General features: G+C 60.6%; 14 protein-coding genes and 1 tRNA gene. 9 read left to right on the forward strand and 6 right to left on the reverse strand.

Features of this window, described 5'->3' with window-relative positions:
* Window positions 1-14 precede the first annotated feature (14 nt).
* The 7 genes from AC07S4_RS24275 to AC07S4_RS24305 all read left to right on the forward strand — a co-directional run bounded on the left by AC07S4_RS24275 (window position 15) and on the right by AC07S4_RS24305 (window position 6,243).
* The gene (locus AC07S4_RS24275; protein ID WP_494989055.1) at window positions 15-764 is read left to right on the forward strand and encodes a YciI family protein; all 750 of its coding nucleotides are present in this window, start codon (window positions 15-17) and stop codon (window positions 762-764) included.
* Window positions 761-2,035 carry an RNA polymerase sigma factor gene (locus AC07S4_RS24280; protein ID WP_494989056.1) on the forward strand — a complete coding sequence of 425 codons (1,275 nt, stop codon included), beginning with the start codon at window positions 761-763 and terminating at the stop codon, window positions 2,033-2,035. The genes AC07S4_RS24275 and AC07S4_RS24280 overlap by 4 nt, the downstream gene beginning before the upstream one ends.
* Before the next feature lie 104 nt (window positions 2,036-2,139).
* Entirely contained in the window at window positions 2,140-3,147 is a 1,008-nt protein-coding gene (locus AC07S4_RS24285; RefSeq protein ID WP_494989057.1) for a cyanophycinase, read from the forward strand.
* Between the two features lie 235 nt (window positions 3,148-3,382).
* On the forward strand, window positions 3,383-4,126 hold the full coding sequence (locus tag AC07S4_RS24290; RefSeq protein WP_494989058.1) for a DUF4145 domain-containing protein: 744 nt from the start codon (window positions 3,383-3,385) through the stop codon (window positions 4,124-4,126).
* A gap of 23 nt (window positions 4,127-4,149) precedes the next feature.
* Window positions 4,150-4,803, forward strand: coding sequence for a hypothetical protein (locus AC07S4_RS24295; RefSeq protein ID WP_494989059.1), 654 nt, complete (start codon window positions 4,150-4,152; stop codon window positions 4,801-4,803).
* A gap of 30 nt (window positions 4,804-4,833) precedes the next feature.
* Window positions 4,834-5,601, forward strand: a complete 768-nt coding sequence (locus tag AC07S4_RS24300) for a HeH/LEM domain-containing protein (RefSeq protein WP_494989060.1) — start codon at window positions 4,834-4,836, stop codon at window positions 5,599-5,601.
* Between the two features lie 84 nt (window positions 5,602-5,685).
* Window positions 5,686-6,243 (forward strand): hypothetical protein, encoded by a 558-nt coding sequence (locus AC07S4_RS24305; RefSeq protein ID WP_494989061.1) that lies wholly within the window; start codon window positions 5,686-5,688, stop codon window positions 6,241-6,243.
* Between the two features lie 11 nt (window positions 6,244-6,254).
* Here AC07S4_RS24305 and AC07S4_RS24310 read toward each other — a convergent pair whose 3' ends face one another.
* From AC07S4_RS24310 to AC07S4_RS24335, 6 genes are all read right to left on the reverse strand, one after another.
* A complete protein-coding gene (locus AC07S4_RS24310) occupies window positions 6,255-6,836 on the reverse strand; it encodes an N-6 DNA methylase (RefSeq protein ID WP_494989062.1) in 582 nt (193 codons plus the stop codon).
* A gap of 258 nt (window positions 6,837-7,094) precedes the next feature.
* Window positions 7,095-7,184, reverse strand: a tRNA-Ser gene (locus AC07S4_RS24315).
* Between the two features lie 28 nt (window positions 7,185-7,212).
* The gene (locus AC07S4_RS24320; RefSeq protein ID WP_494989063.1) at window positions 7,213-9,249 is read right to left on the reverse strand and encodes a putative bifunctional diguanylate cyclase/phosphodiesterase; all 2,037 of its coding nucleotides are present in this window, start codon (window positions 9,247-9,249) and stop codon (window positions 7,213-7,215) included.
* A gap of 2 nt (window positions 9,250-9,251) precedes the next feature.
* Window positions 9,252-10,355: an EAL and HDOD domain-containing protein gene (locus AC07S4_RS24325; protein WP_494989064.1), complete on the reverse strand. Its 1,104-nt coding sequence runs from the start codon at window positions 10,353-10,355 to the stop codon at window positions 9,252-9,254.
* A gap of 292 nt (window positions 10,356-10,647) precedes the next feature.
* Window positions 10,648-11,268: a response regulator gene (locus AC07S4_RS24330; RefSeq protein ID WP_494989065.1), complete on the reverse strand. Its 621-nt coding sequence runs from the start codon at window positions 11,266-11,268 to the stop codon at window positions 10,648-10,650.
* A 4-nt stretch (window positions 11,269-11,272) separates the two neighbouring features.
* A complete protein-coding gene (locus AC07S4_RS24335; RefSeq protein WP_494989066.1) occupies window positions 11,273-12,640 on the reverse strand; it encodes a cache domain-containing protein in 1,368 nt (455 codons plus the stop codon).
* 238 nt (window positions 12,641-12,878) lie between these two features.
* On the opposite strand from AC07S4_RS24335, the gene AC07S4_RS24340 reads away from it, so the two are divergent.
* Both AC07S4_RS24340 and AC07S4_RS24345 read left to right on the forward strand, forming a co-directional pair.
* Complete coding sequence (locus tag AC07S4_RS24340) at window positions 12,879-14,939, forward strand: carbon starvation CstA family protein (protein ID WP_161073092.1); 2,061 nt, start codon at window positions 12,879-12,881, stop codon at window positions 14,937-14,939.
* Window positions 14,939-15,139 carry a YbdD/YjiX family protein gene (locus tag AC07S4_RS24345; RefSeq protein ID WP_494989067.1) on the forward strand — a complete coding sequence of 67 codons (201 nt, stop codon included), beginning with the start codon at window positions 14,939-14,941 and terminating at the stop codon, window positions 15,137-15,139. Before AC07S4_RS24340 ends, AC07S4_RS24345 begins: the two co-directional genes overlap by 1 nt.
* Window positions 15,140-15,169 lie beyond the last annotated feature (30 nt).

Below are 15,169 nucleotides of genomic sequence, written 5' to 3' on the forward strand. Positions count from 1 at the left end.
ACAAGGAGCCCGCGATGCAATTCATGATCTTGCGCAGGAGCGACGCGGTGTCGGAGGCGGCAGGCTTCCCGTCCGCCGAACTGGTGCACGCCGTGCCGTCGGCGCAGTGGCTGCATCCCAGCGCCAGCGGCCTGCGCATGACGCGCAGCGCCGGCGAGTGGCGCGTGAGCGGCGCAGGCCCGTTCGACGCGCGCGAACTGGTGGCGGGCTACACCTTTGTGGAAGCGGCCAGCCGCGAGGAAGCGGCGCTGCTGGCCAGCCGGTGGCCGCTGGCGGACGCCGAGGGTAACGCCGAGCTGGAAGTGCGGCAGGCCGGCTGTCCGGGCGGCTGCGTGGGCTTCGGCATGGGCACGCTGCCGCAAGGCGCGCCGGCGGACCTGCAGCCGGCCGCGCTCAAGCCCGGCTGCAAGCCCTACGCCGTGCTGCTGCGCTCGGACGCGGGCAGCGAGGCGGACCTGGAGCCGCCCGCCGCCGTCATCGACACCATGAACCGCGCCAACCAGGCCGGCATCCGCGCCGGCATTGCGCTGGCGGGCGAAGGGCTGCGCGCCTCGTCCAAGGGCGCGCGCGTGAAGTTCAGCGGCGGCAAGGCGTCCATCATCGACGGGCCGTATGCGGAGGTGAAGGAACTGATCGCGGGCTACTGGCTGGTGCAGGCCGAGTCCGTCGAGGGCGCGATGGAATGGGTGAGGAACTATCCCTACCCGCATCCGCCGGAGATGGACGTGGTGGTGGAGCTGCGCGGCGTGCATCTGGGCTCATGAACCAGCAAGGCATACACCGCGCCATAGAAGCGGTCTGGCGCATCGAGTCCGCCAAGATCATCGCCGTGCTGGCGCGCATGCTGCGCGACGTCGGCCAGGCCGAGGAAATCGCGCAGGACGCGCTGGTGAGCGCGCTGGAGCGCTGGCCCGAGAGCGGCACGCCGGACAATCCGGCCGCCTGGCTGATGACGGTGGCCAAGAACCGCGCCCTCGACCTGCTGCGCCACCGCAAGCTGGCGCAGGACAAGGAAACCGAACTTACCTACGAAATCGAAGGTCTGCTGCAGGACGCCGCGCCCGACCTGGAGCGCGCGCTGGACGACAATATCGGCGACGACCTGCTGCGGCTGGTGTTCGTGGCCTGCCACCCGGTGCTGTCCACCGAGGGCCGCGTGGCGCTCACGCTGCGCCTGCTGGGCGGCCTCACCACCGAGGAGATCGCGCGCGCCTTTTTTGTGCCGGAAGCCACGGTGGCGCAGCGCATCGTGCGCGCCAAGCGCACCCTGGCCGAAGCCAAAGTGCCGTTCGAGGCGCCGCGCGGGCGCGAGCTGGTGGAACGGCTGGCGTCCGTGCTGCAGGTGATCTACCTGATCTACAACGAAGGCTATTCCGCCAGCGCCGGCGCGGACTGGATGCGGCCGGCGCTGTGCGAAGAGGCGCTGCGGCTGGGGCGCGTGCTGGCCGAACTGGCGCCGCAGGAGCCGGAGGTGCACGGCCTGGTGGCGCTGATGGAAATCCAGTCCTCGCGCGCCCGCGCCCGCACCGACGCGCGCGGCGCCCCGGTGCTGCTGCTGGAGCAGGACCGTTCGCGCTGGGACCAGCTGCTGATACGGCGCGGCCTGGCCGCGCTGGCGCGCGCCGAGCAGATCGGCCAGGGCCTGGGGCCGTATGCGCTGCAAGCGGCGATTGCCGCCTGCCACGCCCGCGCGCGCCGCGCCGGGGACACGGACTGGGGCCGCATCGCCGCGCTGTACGACGGCCTGGCGCAGCTGGCGCCCTCGCCGGTGGTGGAACTGAACCGCGCGGTGGCGCTGTCCATGGCCTTCGGCCCGGAAACCGGGCTGGAAGTGGCCGATGCGCTGCTGGACGAACCGGCGCTGAGAAACTACCACCTGCTGCCCAGCGTGCGCGGCGACTTCCTGTTCAAGCTGGGCCGCACTGCCGAAGCGCGCGCCGAATTCGAACGCGCCGCCGCCATGACGCAAAACGAACGCGAACGCGACTTGCTGCTCGCGCGCGCCGCTGCATGCGGCGCGCTGCCCCAGGGCTGAACAAGCGGCCGTCTGCCCCATCCGGCCAGTGCGCCGCCTCGCTTCCTGCTGAGCGTATAATCAAATTACATTTTTACAACCATTCCCGGGAGTCCGAGATGCGCATGCCTTGCCCACGCGGTTTGTTGTCCATGCTGTCCATCTCGCTCGCCGCGCTGCTCATGCCCGGCCCGGCGTCGGCCGCCAAGCCCTACGACTATGCCGTGGTCGGCAATCCGGCCAACGTGGTGCTGCCGGCGCCTGCCGCGCCCACGCTAGTCCTGATGGGGGGCGGTCCCGATGTGGACGAGGCCTTCAAATGGATGATCAACAAGGGCGGCGGCGGCAATTTCGTCGTCATCCGCTCGCGCGGCACCGACGCCTACAATCCCTATATCTATGCGATGGGCGGCGTGACATCGGTGGAAACCATCACCATTCCCAACCGCGAAGCGGCCAGCGATCCCTTCGTGCTCGCACGCGTTCAGGGTGCGGAGGCGCTGTTCATTGCCGGCGGCGACCAGAGCGACTACGTGAAGTTCTGGAAAGGCACGCCGCTGCAGACGGCGATCGAGGCGCTGGCCAGCAGGAACATCCCCATCGGCGGCACCAGCGCCGGCATGGCGGTCATGAGCAAATTCGCGTTTTCCGCCATGAACGGCACCATCACCTCGGACGCGGCGCTGGCCAATCCCTATGACAAGTCGCTGACGCTGGAGCGCGACGTGCTGACCCTGCGCGACATGGGCGGCCTGATCGTCGATCCGCACGTGGTCGAGCGCGACCGCATGGGGCGCCTGCTGACCTTCATGGCCCGCATTGTCAACGACGGCTGGGCCGGCAGCGTGCACGGACTGGGCGTGGACGTTGAAACCGCGCTGCTGGTTGAAAACGGCACCGCCACCAGGGTGGGGGCCGGCTCGGTGTATTTCCTGCGCACCGTGGGCCTGCCCGAAGTCTGCAAGGCCAAGACGCCGCTCACCTACCGCAACATCACCACCCAGCGGCTGTCCGGCAGCGCCAGTTTCGACATGCGCAACTGGGCCAGCTACCAGGGCGGCACCGTCAACTACAGCATTTCCGCTGTCAAGGGCGTGCTCAGTTCCAGCCAGCCGGGCGGCGCCATCTACTGAGATTTAATGACAAGCTTCCGCCGGCAGAGTTCAAACGAAGGTATTTTGAACGGCTCGCGGGTGTCTAGCAGACTCGTGGCGATTCACTCTTGATTTTCTTGATAATTTCTTCCGACTTGGCGGAGGATGTGTCTCACCAAAGTGTCCCACCGCGAGAGCGTTAGTCCATGCTCATTATAACATTCTAGAGCGCCAGCATGATAGCATTCAAGCAATCCCCTTTAGTGAGTCAAAAATGGTCAATGCCTGTGATGTGGAAATCAAGGTCAAGGAAATTGAGGACAGCAAAGTCTATTTGAAATGCCCTACATGCGAGAGAGAGAACCAGCGCGGCGAAATCTTGGCGAGTGTCGTCAAGAACGGTGAGGAAGACTGCGGGCATGGCAACTCTATAAGCTGGGGGTTGCGCTATGAAACTGTGAAATGTTGCGGCTGTGAGAGTGTCTTTTTTAGAGAAATCTCGTGGAACTCGGAAGACCTAGAACATGACTACGACGAAATCGGCAGAACGATTACTTGGGCAAACGAGACTGTTACTCTATACCCAGAGCCGAAGAAAGAACGTAACACAATACGTGACTTTCATCTACTCCCTCAAAGCATACAAGACATTTATAAAGAAACTGTTGTCTCTTTAGAGTCAGGACAATTGATTTTGACCGGTATCGGAATACGTGCAATCTTAGAGACGATTTGCAAAGATAAAGGGACAAAGGGAAAGCTCGTCTCACAGATTGGGCAGTTGCACACAAAAGGCGTTCTCTCCAAAAATGGGGCTGACTTGCTCCACAAATTGAGAATTTTAGGCAATGCTTCTGCCCATGACATTAAACCTCATGGAACATTGCAGTTGTCTCTCGCTCTTGATGTGTTGGACAATCTATTGCTCAACGTGTATGTCCTAGAACACCATTCAAAAATTGCATTCCCGTCTAGCATAACAGACAGCGAGACAGAAGACGAAAACACAGAAACCTAACATTCTCAATAGGAAAACGCTAGATGACAGCCATTGCGCCATCACTCAGCATTGACGATTTTAAGCGCGCCGTTCCGTCTTCAAGGCATAGTCAAAAGCTTGACTTTGCGTTGCAATCATTTGCAAAGCGAAATTTCTACGCACATACATATTACAATGATTTTATGTCGGCTTCACGATTTCTCGGAGTTGAACGTATTGACTCATCGGGAAATTTACGAAACAAATTTGAAGCTTACGCAACTTCCTACATTGCAAACGCTCATGCAATGATTGACTCATTTCCTTATGTGATTTTTCTCGCTCTTCCTCCATTGACGTATGTTGATACAAAAGGCAAAACAAGGAAAATCACATCTTCAAATAGCAATTGGAATGATAATTTTCTTGCTGCTCTCGGAAGTCCGAAGTATCGGAAATTGTCTAATATGTTTCACTCAATCTTGAACAACGACGACGATTTCGTGTTGCTTAGGTCACTCTCCAACAACCACAAACACAAATTCTTGACACGTATTGTTAACAATGCGAAGCTGCTGCGTTATGAGGTGATTGACGCGAATACGGGGAGCGTCAGGCATGTAGAGATTGAGAAATTTTTTGTTAGAGTGCATAACAAGCTTTTACCAAAAATCTTTAGGCTTTATCAAGAGTTGCAGTCTTGTGCAAAAAAATAATTACTAGGAATTTTTAACCGCGAGCACTCAATGGGACTCTTTGACATTTTCCGCAAGAAATCGGCTGAACGAAGCGCCGCCCCGCCTAAGCCTGCAATGCCAACGGTGAAACCGCGCAAGGAGCTTTTTGACGCATATGACAAAGCTTTTTATGATGAAATGTCCAAGGTTGAGGGACTGACCGACGAAGAGGTCGCGCAGCTTCATAAGCTCATCAAGAACTCGGACGGCGGCTACCTCAATCAAAGCGCATACCATCAACAAGGCTTTGACCGATACTTCAAGCGCCGCGCTTGGGTGTGGCGCGAGTATGAAGATTGGAACGCAACCTTTGCGAAAATGGGCAAGTATCCCGTTAAGTGGATACATAAAGCAGAGCCAAAGGTTGAGCTGTGGCAAGTCTTCGGCAAGATGAAAGTTGCGGAACTCAAAGAATTCTTAGAGCGTTATCAAGTCGCTGTTCCCGCCAAAGCAAAGAAAGATGACCTTATCGCTTTAGCTCAAACGGTGCCGAACTATCAAGCTACGAACGAATGGCAACAAGCGCATGACGCGTTGGAAGACCGCAAGGGTTACGCCCTATATGAACTGTTGATGAGAACAATATCATTCAGGGCTAAAGGTTTGGACGACAAGAGACGGCGCAGCGAGTCAGACGTAGGCTCTAAGCTGATGGTTGTGTTTGATCAGGATAGAAAATTTATTGACCTCGCATTGAAGAAAAATCCTAATGCGTTGCCGCCATTCTTTCCAGGGGACATGACTATTTTGTCCGCAAAGATAGAGGGGTTTGACTAACGTTCTCAACGGCCCCATTGTTGAGAATGCACAAGAGTTTGAGAGTGTAGCTCTCAATGTTCGTGAAGTTTTCGGGAAGAGCCGATGAAGAAAAAGCACACTGTTAAACTTCTTCCGCCGCATGAGCGCGACATACTTAAACATCGCTCTTTTCAAATAATGCTCTACTTGTTCTATGTTGAAGACTTGAAGCGCTTCATACTTGGTAGCTTGAAAGTCACAAATAAAATTCATAATGTTACTGACAAGGGTTGGAAGCTTGACGACTATCTTAGTATGATAGTGAAAGACGGAATTATCACTCAAGAAGAGAAAAATGAGCTTGTCTCATTGATAGATTTTCGCAACGATATTTCTCACGAAATCTATAAGATGGTTAGTGACTTAGGCGATACAAGTATGTATCAAATTCCTGACGACAATGGCAGAGCAAAAGAGCATTATCAATATGGCGCATTGACGAAGATAAAAATTTTAACGCAAAAGATACATCGTGGCTTTCAAAGCCGTTACGCTATGCTGGTGTCATTTGATAAACTTATCTTTGAACCCGCTGAGAGAGCGCTAGAGCATGAAAGTAGTGTTCTCTTTAAGCGAATGCTAAAAGAAGCCATCAAGCATGAATACAAAAAAGCCCCATAACGGGGCGTTTTTCATGCTGCTACAGGCATGTCTTCAAATTTTTCTTTCCTATAGCGAGTCATGTTGGGGACGACTCCGTAGAGTAAATTTTCTTTACTCATATTTCCAGTTATCGCATTTTCATTGTAAATCTCAAATCTATTGAATTGAATATTATGAAAAATGCTGCCAAGCTCAACTTGAACAACTGAAGCCATAGCTAAAGTTCTATCAAGTTCTACTCCAACGAAATTGCAATATTCTACTCCGTCTTTTCCGTGTTTCTCGTAGATATGCTTCATTGAACCGATTATCATCGCGCCTGTGCCGCAGCCCGTTGGGTCTCCGATGGTAAAGGAATGATTTCCTTTAAAATTCTCTTCAACCCCGTCTAGGGTAATCATTGCAAGCATACTTGCTAAGTCGGGCGGCGTCATGTGCTGCCCTTTGTCATACCCTAAAAATTGCCCGTAGATTTCGGTCAGCACGTCGGTAAAAGGCTCATTCTCAGCATAGAGCTTAAGCAGCGCCTGAACAGAAGATTGCAACAAACCGTATTCCTTTTCATTGCTATTGAATTCGCTAAGCAAGAACGCCATATTCTTAAAGCCCATATTGCATTTAGGGCGAGTAAAGCAATTGTATAGTTTTCCGCTTTGCTTGTTCGGGGTCTTTCGTGTGAAGACTTATCTTCTTGGCGCGCTGCTTGCCTGCGATCATTGAGGTTTCGCGGAAGTAATAGACGCCGTGCCGTGAGAGACACAAATGGGCGGGGATACGCATGGTTGAGGGAGTGAAGTGTCTCACTACAGTGTCTCACCAAGGATTTTCGGACGAAAAAAACCCTTGAAAATCAAGGGTTTAGAGTATCTTGGCGGAAGCGGTGAGATTCGAACTCACGAACAGTTTAACCCGTCGGCAGTTTTCAAGACTGCTGCCTTCAACCACTCGGCCACGCTTCCTAGCGAGCAGCATTATACAGGCTTACCGTCACTCCGCCAGCCAGTCTTCCCTTAACGCTTTCTCAAACTCGGCGGCGGGCAGCGGTTTGGAGAACAGATAGCCTTGCACTTCGTCGCAGCCGCTGTCTTTCAGGAAGGCAAGCTGCTCCACCGTTTCCACCCCTTCGGCGATCACTTTGTGGTTGAGCTGCTGGGCGATGCTGATGATGGTGCTGGCAATCGCGCAGTCGCTGGCGTCGCTCGGGATGCCGGTGGTGAAGGAGCGGTCGATCTTCAAGGTGTCGATCGGGAAGCGCTTTAAATACGACAGGCTGGAGTAGCCGGTGCCGAAGTCGTCCAGCGACAGCGTCACGCCCAGGGCCGTGATGCGGTCCATGATGCCGATCACGCGGTCGATGTTGTGCATCAGCGTGCTTTCGGTGATTTCCAGCTCCAGCCAGCACGGCTCGAGCCCGTAGCGTTCCAGCGTTTCTTTCACCCGGCCCGGCAGCGCCGAGGTGAATTCGCGCGCGGAGACGTTGACCGCCAACCGGATCGGCGGCAGGCCGGCGTCTTTCCAGCTTTGCGCTTGCGCGCACGCCGCTTCGAGCACCCATTCGCCCACTTGCACCACCAGGCCGGTCGCTTCGGCCAGCGGGATGAATTCGGCCGGCGGCACCAGGCCGCGCTCGGGATGGCGCCAGCGCACCAGCGCTTCGGCGCCAATGATCTTGCTGTCGGCGATGGAGAACTTGGGCTGGTAGTGCAGTTCGAGCTGGCCGTTGCCCAGCGCTTGCCGCAGCCCAGTTTCGATGCGCATGCGCTCCTGCATGCCCTGGTTCATGTCGCGGCTGTAGAAGGCCACGTGCTCGGCGTCCGAGTCGCCGCCCTGCTTGGCGCGGTACATGGCGATGTCGGCCAGCCGCAGCAGGGTTTCGGCGTCGCTGCCGTCCTGCGGGTAGACGCTGATGCCGATGCTGGCGCCCACGCGCAAATCGTGCCCTTCCACCAGGAAGGGTTCGTTCAGCGCGGCCAGCAGCTTGTGCGCCACGCGGCTCGCTTCGTAGTGCTGGCCGATGTCGAACAGGCCGACCGCGAATTCGTCGCCGCCCAGGCGCGCCACCAGGTCCTGGTCGCGCAGCACCACGCGGAAGCGCGCGGCGGCTTCTTTCAGCAGGGCGTCGCCGATGCGCCGGCCCAGGGTGTCGTTGATCAGCTTGAAGCGGTTCAGGTCGATGAACAGCACGCAGCCGTGCAGCTTGCTGCGCTGGGCCACCGTCAGCGCCTGGTCCACCAGCTTGGTGAGCAGGGTGCGGTTGGGCAGGCCAGTCAGCGCGTCGTAGTAGGCCAGGTGGTGGATGCGTTCTTCGGCCAGCTTGCGCTCGGTGATGTCGGTCAGGTAGGCGATCATGCCGGTGGGCTTGCCGTCCATGTCGTGCAGCGTGGACAGCGACAGGCTGGCCCAGAACACTTCGCCGGATTTTTTCTTGCGCCGCACTTCCATCAGGCGCCCGCCGTGCTCGAGGAAGGGGTCGCTGAAGCCCATGTCTTCGTCGTCGTACAGGAACAGGATGTTGCGCCCCACCGCTTCCACCGGGGTGTAGCCGAACAGGCGCTCGGCGCCCTTGTTCCAGCTGGTGATGAAGCCGTTCATGTCCATCGTCAGCACGGATTCGTGGATCTGGTCGAGGATCTGCGACTGGTGCTGCAGCTGCGCTTCCACCTGCACGTAGGCGTGCGTGCTGCGCTGGGCAATGGAGTGCACTTGCAGCACGCTGGCGGCCAGCGCGGCCAGGCTGGCCAGGTGCTGGCGCTCGGTGTCGCTGTAGCTGCCGCGGCCGGCCAGCTCGAAGCGGCCGAAGTATTGCTTGTCGAAGCGCACTTCCTGTACCAGGCTGTCCACGTAGGCCGGGTCGGCGTCCTGCCCTTCCGTACCGGCGGGCAGGTAGCGGCCGCGCGGGGCGTGCACCACGCCGCAGGCGATGCGGCCCAGCTCTTCCGCCAGGGCTGCGCCGCGCAAGCGCAGTACGGCGTCGCACAGTGCCGCGCTGCTGCCCAGGAAGTCGGATACCGGGTGGGCCAGCATGGCTAGAGGTTCCTGCTCACCTGGATGGCCCAGTGGCAGGCTTGCAGCAGGCTGCGCCAGTTGGTCTCGTTGTCGATGCCGGCGTCGCGCAGGGCGCTGCTGTCGGGCATGTCCTGCTCCACCAGGGTGAGCATGTCGCCCATGGGGCCGGCGCGGTCCAGCAGGGCCATGACCACGTCCAGGTCCAGGCTGAGGGCGCTGACGATCTCCGTCATCGGCATGTCCAGCAGCACGTCGAGCAGCGAGAACACGCCGGCCACGAAGGCCATGTCCTGCTGGTCACGGTCGCCGCCGCGCAATTTGGCCAGCGCCTCCATGCGCGCCGCGCGCACCGCCGCCAGCGGCAGCAGCGCGTTGGCGCCGCCGTCGTCCTGCTGGCGCGCGTACAGCAGCAATTGCAGCCAGCGCTGCAGCTGGCGCCGGCCCAGCACGTTGATGGCCTGGCCGAAGCTGTGGATGGGCGCCTTGGGCGCGAAGGCGGCCGAATTCACCACTTTCAGCAGGTGGTAGGCCAGGGCCGGGTCTTGCTTGAGCAGGATTTCCAGTTCGCGCGAGTCGGCGTCGCGCGCCAGCAGGCCGAGCAGCGCCAGCAGGCGCTTGCGCGAGGTGCCGTCCGCCGTACTGCTTTCACGCTGCGGATGGCGCACGTAGTCGCCGCTGAACAGGGTGAAGCCGGCGGCGGCGCATTCGGCCAGGCGGGCCGGGGTGTCGACTTGCAGCGCCAGGTGCGGGCCGGCCATGGTGAGCATGGTCAGTTCGCTGGGCAGGGCGTCGCGGCAGTTGAAGGCCAGGCTGCGGATGGCGCATTTGCCGGCGTTGATGCCCACTTCGCCGTCCACCATCAGGCGGTAGCCGGCCTCGGCCAGCTGCTTGCATTTGGCCTGCATGGCGGGTTCGCCGCAGTCCTGCGCGGCAATGCGCAGGATGGTGCGGGCCGGCGGCAGGAAGGCCAGCTGGCTCACGTCGTATTGCTGCAGGCCGGCGATGGTGACGATGTAGTCCAGCGGCGCCAGCGCGGCGTCCATGTCGGGATAGCCGAACACGGTTTGCAGCGTGGTCAGCTCGCTTTCGTCGGGAACGGCGGAAATTTGGAATGACAGGGCCACCCACTCGTTTTGAGCGTTGGACACCGCTGTAAGACCCACCAGAGGAAATGGGCTTGTTTCAGACAAAGACATCAGTATCTCGGTGTGGGTAGTGCTTGCTATGGTAGAGCAAATATTGATTCAAGGCAACTCTTTGTAACGCAAATAACAACAGGTCGCGTGTCCCGTGGTCTGGGAGCAGGAATATAGCAGAAATTGCTGATTGGACAGGGTTCGGACGCTAGAGTGCGCGCTCAAAGTGTGACATTGTTGCAGCGCGCCTACGGCGTGCGACCGGCTCTTGCAAAGCGCGCTAGGGCGTGCCGTTGGCGAACTGGACGGCGTAACGTATCAGCTCGGCCTGGCCTTCGATATTGAGCTTGCGCTTGATGTTGAGGCGGTGGGTTTCCACGGTGCGCACCGACAGGTCCAGGTCGCGCGCGATCTGCTTGTTGGACTGGCCGTTGGCGATGTGCAGCAGCACCTCGTGCTCGCGCGAGGTGAGCTGGGCGTCCTGGCTCTGCGGCTTGGCCAGCTGGCGGGCCAGCGCGGCGCTGTAGTAGATGCCGCCGGACATCACGGTCTCGATGGCCACCACGATATCCTTGCCGGGCGCGTCCTTGAGCACGTAGCCGCGCGCGCCGGCCTGGATGGCTTGCGACACGTATTCCAGCTTGTCGTGCATGGACAGGATGAGCACGGCAATGTCCGGAAACTGTGCGCGGAACTGCGCCGTCGCCTCGATGCCGTTGCCGCCGCGCATGTTTATATCCATCAACACCAAGTCCACGCTGCACAGGCGCGCCTGCTCCAGCGCTTCCTGCGCGCCGCCCGCCTCGGCCACCACGTCGAATTGCGGCACGGCTTCCAGGCGGGCGCGCAGGCCGTCGCGCACCAGGGGGTGGTCGTCCACCAGCAGGATTTTGATCGTCATGGCGTCAGCTTTCGTTTGAAACATGGGCCAGCAGCACGGTACCCGCCGGGGAAGATGAAATGGAGAACTCGCCGCCTATGGCTTCCATGCGCTCCATCATATTGCGCAGGCCGATGCCGCGCTTGGGGTGGACGGCGATGCCGTCGGCGTCGAAGCCGTGGCCGTCGTCGCTGATGCGCAGGGTGACGGCCCGGTTGGCCCCGGTCAGGCTGATCTCGATATGGCCGGCGCCGGCGTGGCGCTCGATATTGGTCAGCGCTTCCTGGGCGATGCGGAACAGCACCGTGTTGGCCACTTCGGGCAGGTCGTCGGTGCTGCCTTCGGCGCTGAAGACGATGGGCACGGCGCTGCTGAGACGGAATTCCTCGGCCAGGTGGCTGAGCGCGGCGGCCAGGCCCAGGTCGTCCAGCAGCGCCGGGCGCAGGTTGTGGGAAATGCGGCGCACCTCGCCCAGCACGTTGTTGAGCTGTTCGGCGGCGTGCTCGAACACGCCCTGCGCCGCGCCGCACTGGTCCGGACGGGCGTGGACGTTGCCCAGGCGGATGATGCCGGCCTCGATCTGCAGCTTGATCGACACCAGCCACTGCGAAATGCCGTCATGCAGGTCGCGCGACAGGCGCGCCCTCTCCTCCTCCTGCGATTCCACCACGCGCTGCGCCAGCGCCTTGAGCTTGGCGTCGGCCACGCGCAGCTCGCTGATGTTGAGCGCCACCCCGGCGCCCGCCACCACCAGCGCGGCGGCGATGGCGATGCCGGTAATCCACAGCATGGTGCTCTGGATATTGGCGCGCTGCTGGGTGTCCACCTTGGCCAGCGCGCGGTCCACGTCGTCCAGGTAGATGCCGGTGCCCATCATCCAGCCCCAGTCCTTCAGCAGCACCACATAGCCCAGCTTGGGCGCGGGCTGGTGGCTGGAAGGCTTGACCCAGTAATAGCGCTCGTAGCCGCCGCCGGACTGGGCGCGCCGCAGCAGGCGCTGGATGGTGGGCGTGCCGTTCTGGTCCTTGAGTTCCCACAGGTTCTGCCCCACCAGCTCCGGCTGGCGCGGGTGCATCAGGGCGTTGCCCTGCAGGTCGTAGATGAAGAAATAGCCGTCGTCGCCAAAGCTGAGCGACTGCAGGATGCGCTTGGCCTCGTCCATGGCGGCCTGGTCCTTGCGGCCGGACTGGTACAGCCGCAGGATGGAATGCGTGGCCAGGGTGACGTAGTGCTCCAGCTCGGCCTCCTTGCTGGCCAGGTAGGCTTGCTGGATGGTGTCGCGCTGCTGCTGGGCCAGCACGTTGGCCTGGTGGCGCACGGCCAGCGCCATGGCGCACAGCGCCAGGATCAGCGGGGTGATGGCCAGGAAGATGACTTTTTGGCGCAGCTTCATGTGGGAGCTTCCGGGTGGGGATGGCGCGCATTGTACGTCGCTGGCGCGCGCCTGCGTTCAGTAGTAGTACGTAGTCTATCTGCGTAGTGCTGCGCTTGTGCGAGATATTTGCTTCGTGAATACTTGCCATAAGCCGGAAGCCGCCATTTGTTACGACGGTACATGGCGGCTCATGGCGGGTTACGGGGAACCCTAACCCGCCCTACGAAAATATATAGCAATCTCTTGGAGGAATACCATGCAAGCAATGCTACGCAAGGCGGGCTGGGCGGCGTTGTCGCTGGCCGGCGCGGGCGCCCTGGGCGTGATCGCGCTCAAGCGCGGCGAAGCCATCAGCGCCATCTGGATCGTCATCGCGGCGGTCTGCGTCTACCTGATCGCCTACCGCTTCTACAGCCTGTTCATCGCCAAAGAGGTGATGGGCCTGGACAAAAACCGCATGACCCCGGCCTACAAGTTCAACGACGGCCTGGACCACGTCCCCACCAATAAATATGTGCTGTTCGGCCACCACTTCGCCGCCATCGCCGGCGCCGGCCCCCTGGTCGGCCCCGTGCTGGCCGCGCAGATGGGCTACCTGCCCGGCATGCTGTGGATACTGGCCGGCGTGGTGTTCGCCGGCGCCGTGCAGGACTTCATGGTGCTGTTCATCTCCATGCGCCGCGACGGCCGCTCGCTGGGCGACCTGATCAAGTCCGAACTGGGTCCGATCCCGGGCAATATCGCGCTGCTGGGCACCTTCATGATCATGGTCATCATCCTGGCTGTGCTGGCGCTGATCGTGGTCAAGGCGCTGACCGGCTCGCCGTGGGGCAGCTTCACGGTCATGGCCACCATTCCCATCGCGCTGTTCATGGGCGTGTACTCGCGCTATATCCGCGTGGGCCGCATCGGCGAAGTGTCGATTATCGGCTTCGTGCTGCTGATGCTGGCCATCGTCGGCGGCCAGTACGTGCAGGAAAACCCGGCCCTGTCGCCGATGTTCAACTACACCGGCACCGAGCTGACCTGGATGCTGATCGGCTACGGCTTCATCGCCTCCGTGCTGCCGGTCTGGCTGCTGCTGGCGCCGCGCGACTACCTGTCCACCTTCCTCAAGATCGGCACCATCGTCGGCCTGGCGCTGGGCATCGTGATCGTGGCGCCCATGCTGCAAATGCCTTCGGTGACCAAGTTCATCGACGGCACCGGCCCTGTGTGGTCGGGCAATCTGTTCCCCTTCCTGTTCATCACCATCGCCTGCGGCGCCGTGTCCGGCTTCCACGCGCTGATTTCCTCCGGCACCACGCCGAAGATGATCGAAAACGAAGCGCACGCCCGCTTTATCGGCTACGGCGCCATGCTGATGGAATCCTTCGTCGCCATCATGGCGCTGGTGGCCGCGTCCACCATTGATCCGGGCATCTACTTCGCCATGAACGCGCCGGCCGCGCTGCTGGGCACCACGCCGGAAGCGGCCGCCGCCGTCATCTCCGGCTGGGGCTTCCATATCACGCCGGACGTGCTGGTGCAGACCGCCAAAGACGTGGGCGAGCACTCCATCATCTCGCGCGCCGGCGGCGCGCCGACGCTGGCGGTGGGCATGGCCCACATCCTGTCGAACGTGATCGGCGGCAAGGCCATGATGGCCTTCTGGTACCACTTCGCCATCCTGTTCGAAGCGCTGTTCATCCTGACCGCCGTGGACGCGGGCACCCGCGCCGGCCGCTACATGCTGCAGGACCTGCTGGGCGCCATGGTGCCGTCGATGAAGGACTCCAAGAACATGGTCGCCGGCCTGCTGGCCACCGCGCTGTGCGTGGCGGCCTGGGGCTACTTCCTGTACCAGGGCGTGGTCGATCCGCTGGGCGGCATCAACACGCTGTGGCCGCTGTTCGGCATCGCCAACCAGATGCTGGCCGGCATTGCGCTGATCCTGGCCACCTGCGTGCTGTTCAAGATGAAGCGCGCGCGCTTCGCCTGGGTGACCATGGTGCCGACCGTGTGGCTGCTGCTGTGCACGCTGACCGCCGGCTGGCAGAAGATTTTCGACGCCAATCCCAAGATCGGCTTCCTGGCCCACGCCGCCAAGTACTCGGCCGCGATCGCCGAAGACAAGGTGCTGGCCCCGGCCAAGTCCATGGCGCAGATGCAGCAGATCGTCTTCAACGACTATCTGGACGCCTCGCTGGCCGGCTTCTTCATGGTGGTGGTGCTGAGCGTGCTGATCTTCGGTGTGCGCACCGCGCTGATCGCCCGCGCCAACGCCAAGCCGACCGTGCAGGAAAGCCCGATGCAAATCATGCCTGCGGTGCAATAATGCTACAGGAACTGGTCCTGGCCGGCCGCTACCTCGGGCAAAGCATGCGCCTGATGGTCGGCCTGCCCGAATACGACACCTACGTGGCCCATCATGAAAAGACCCATCCGGATCAGCCCATGATGAGCTACGAAGAGTTCTTCCGCGAGCGCCAGGAAGCGCGCTACGGCGGCGCCGGCAAGCGCGGCGGCTGCTGCTAAGCTTTCTCCACACCAAAAAGGGGTCAGGGT

It is taken from the genome of Pseudoduganella sp. GW821-FHT05F09 (genome assembly GCF_059419605.1).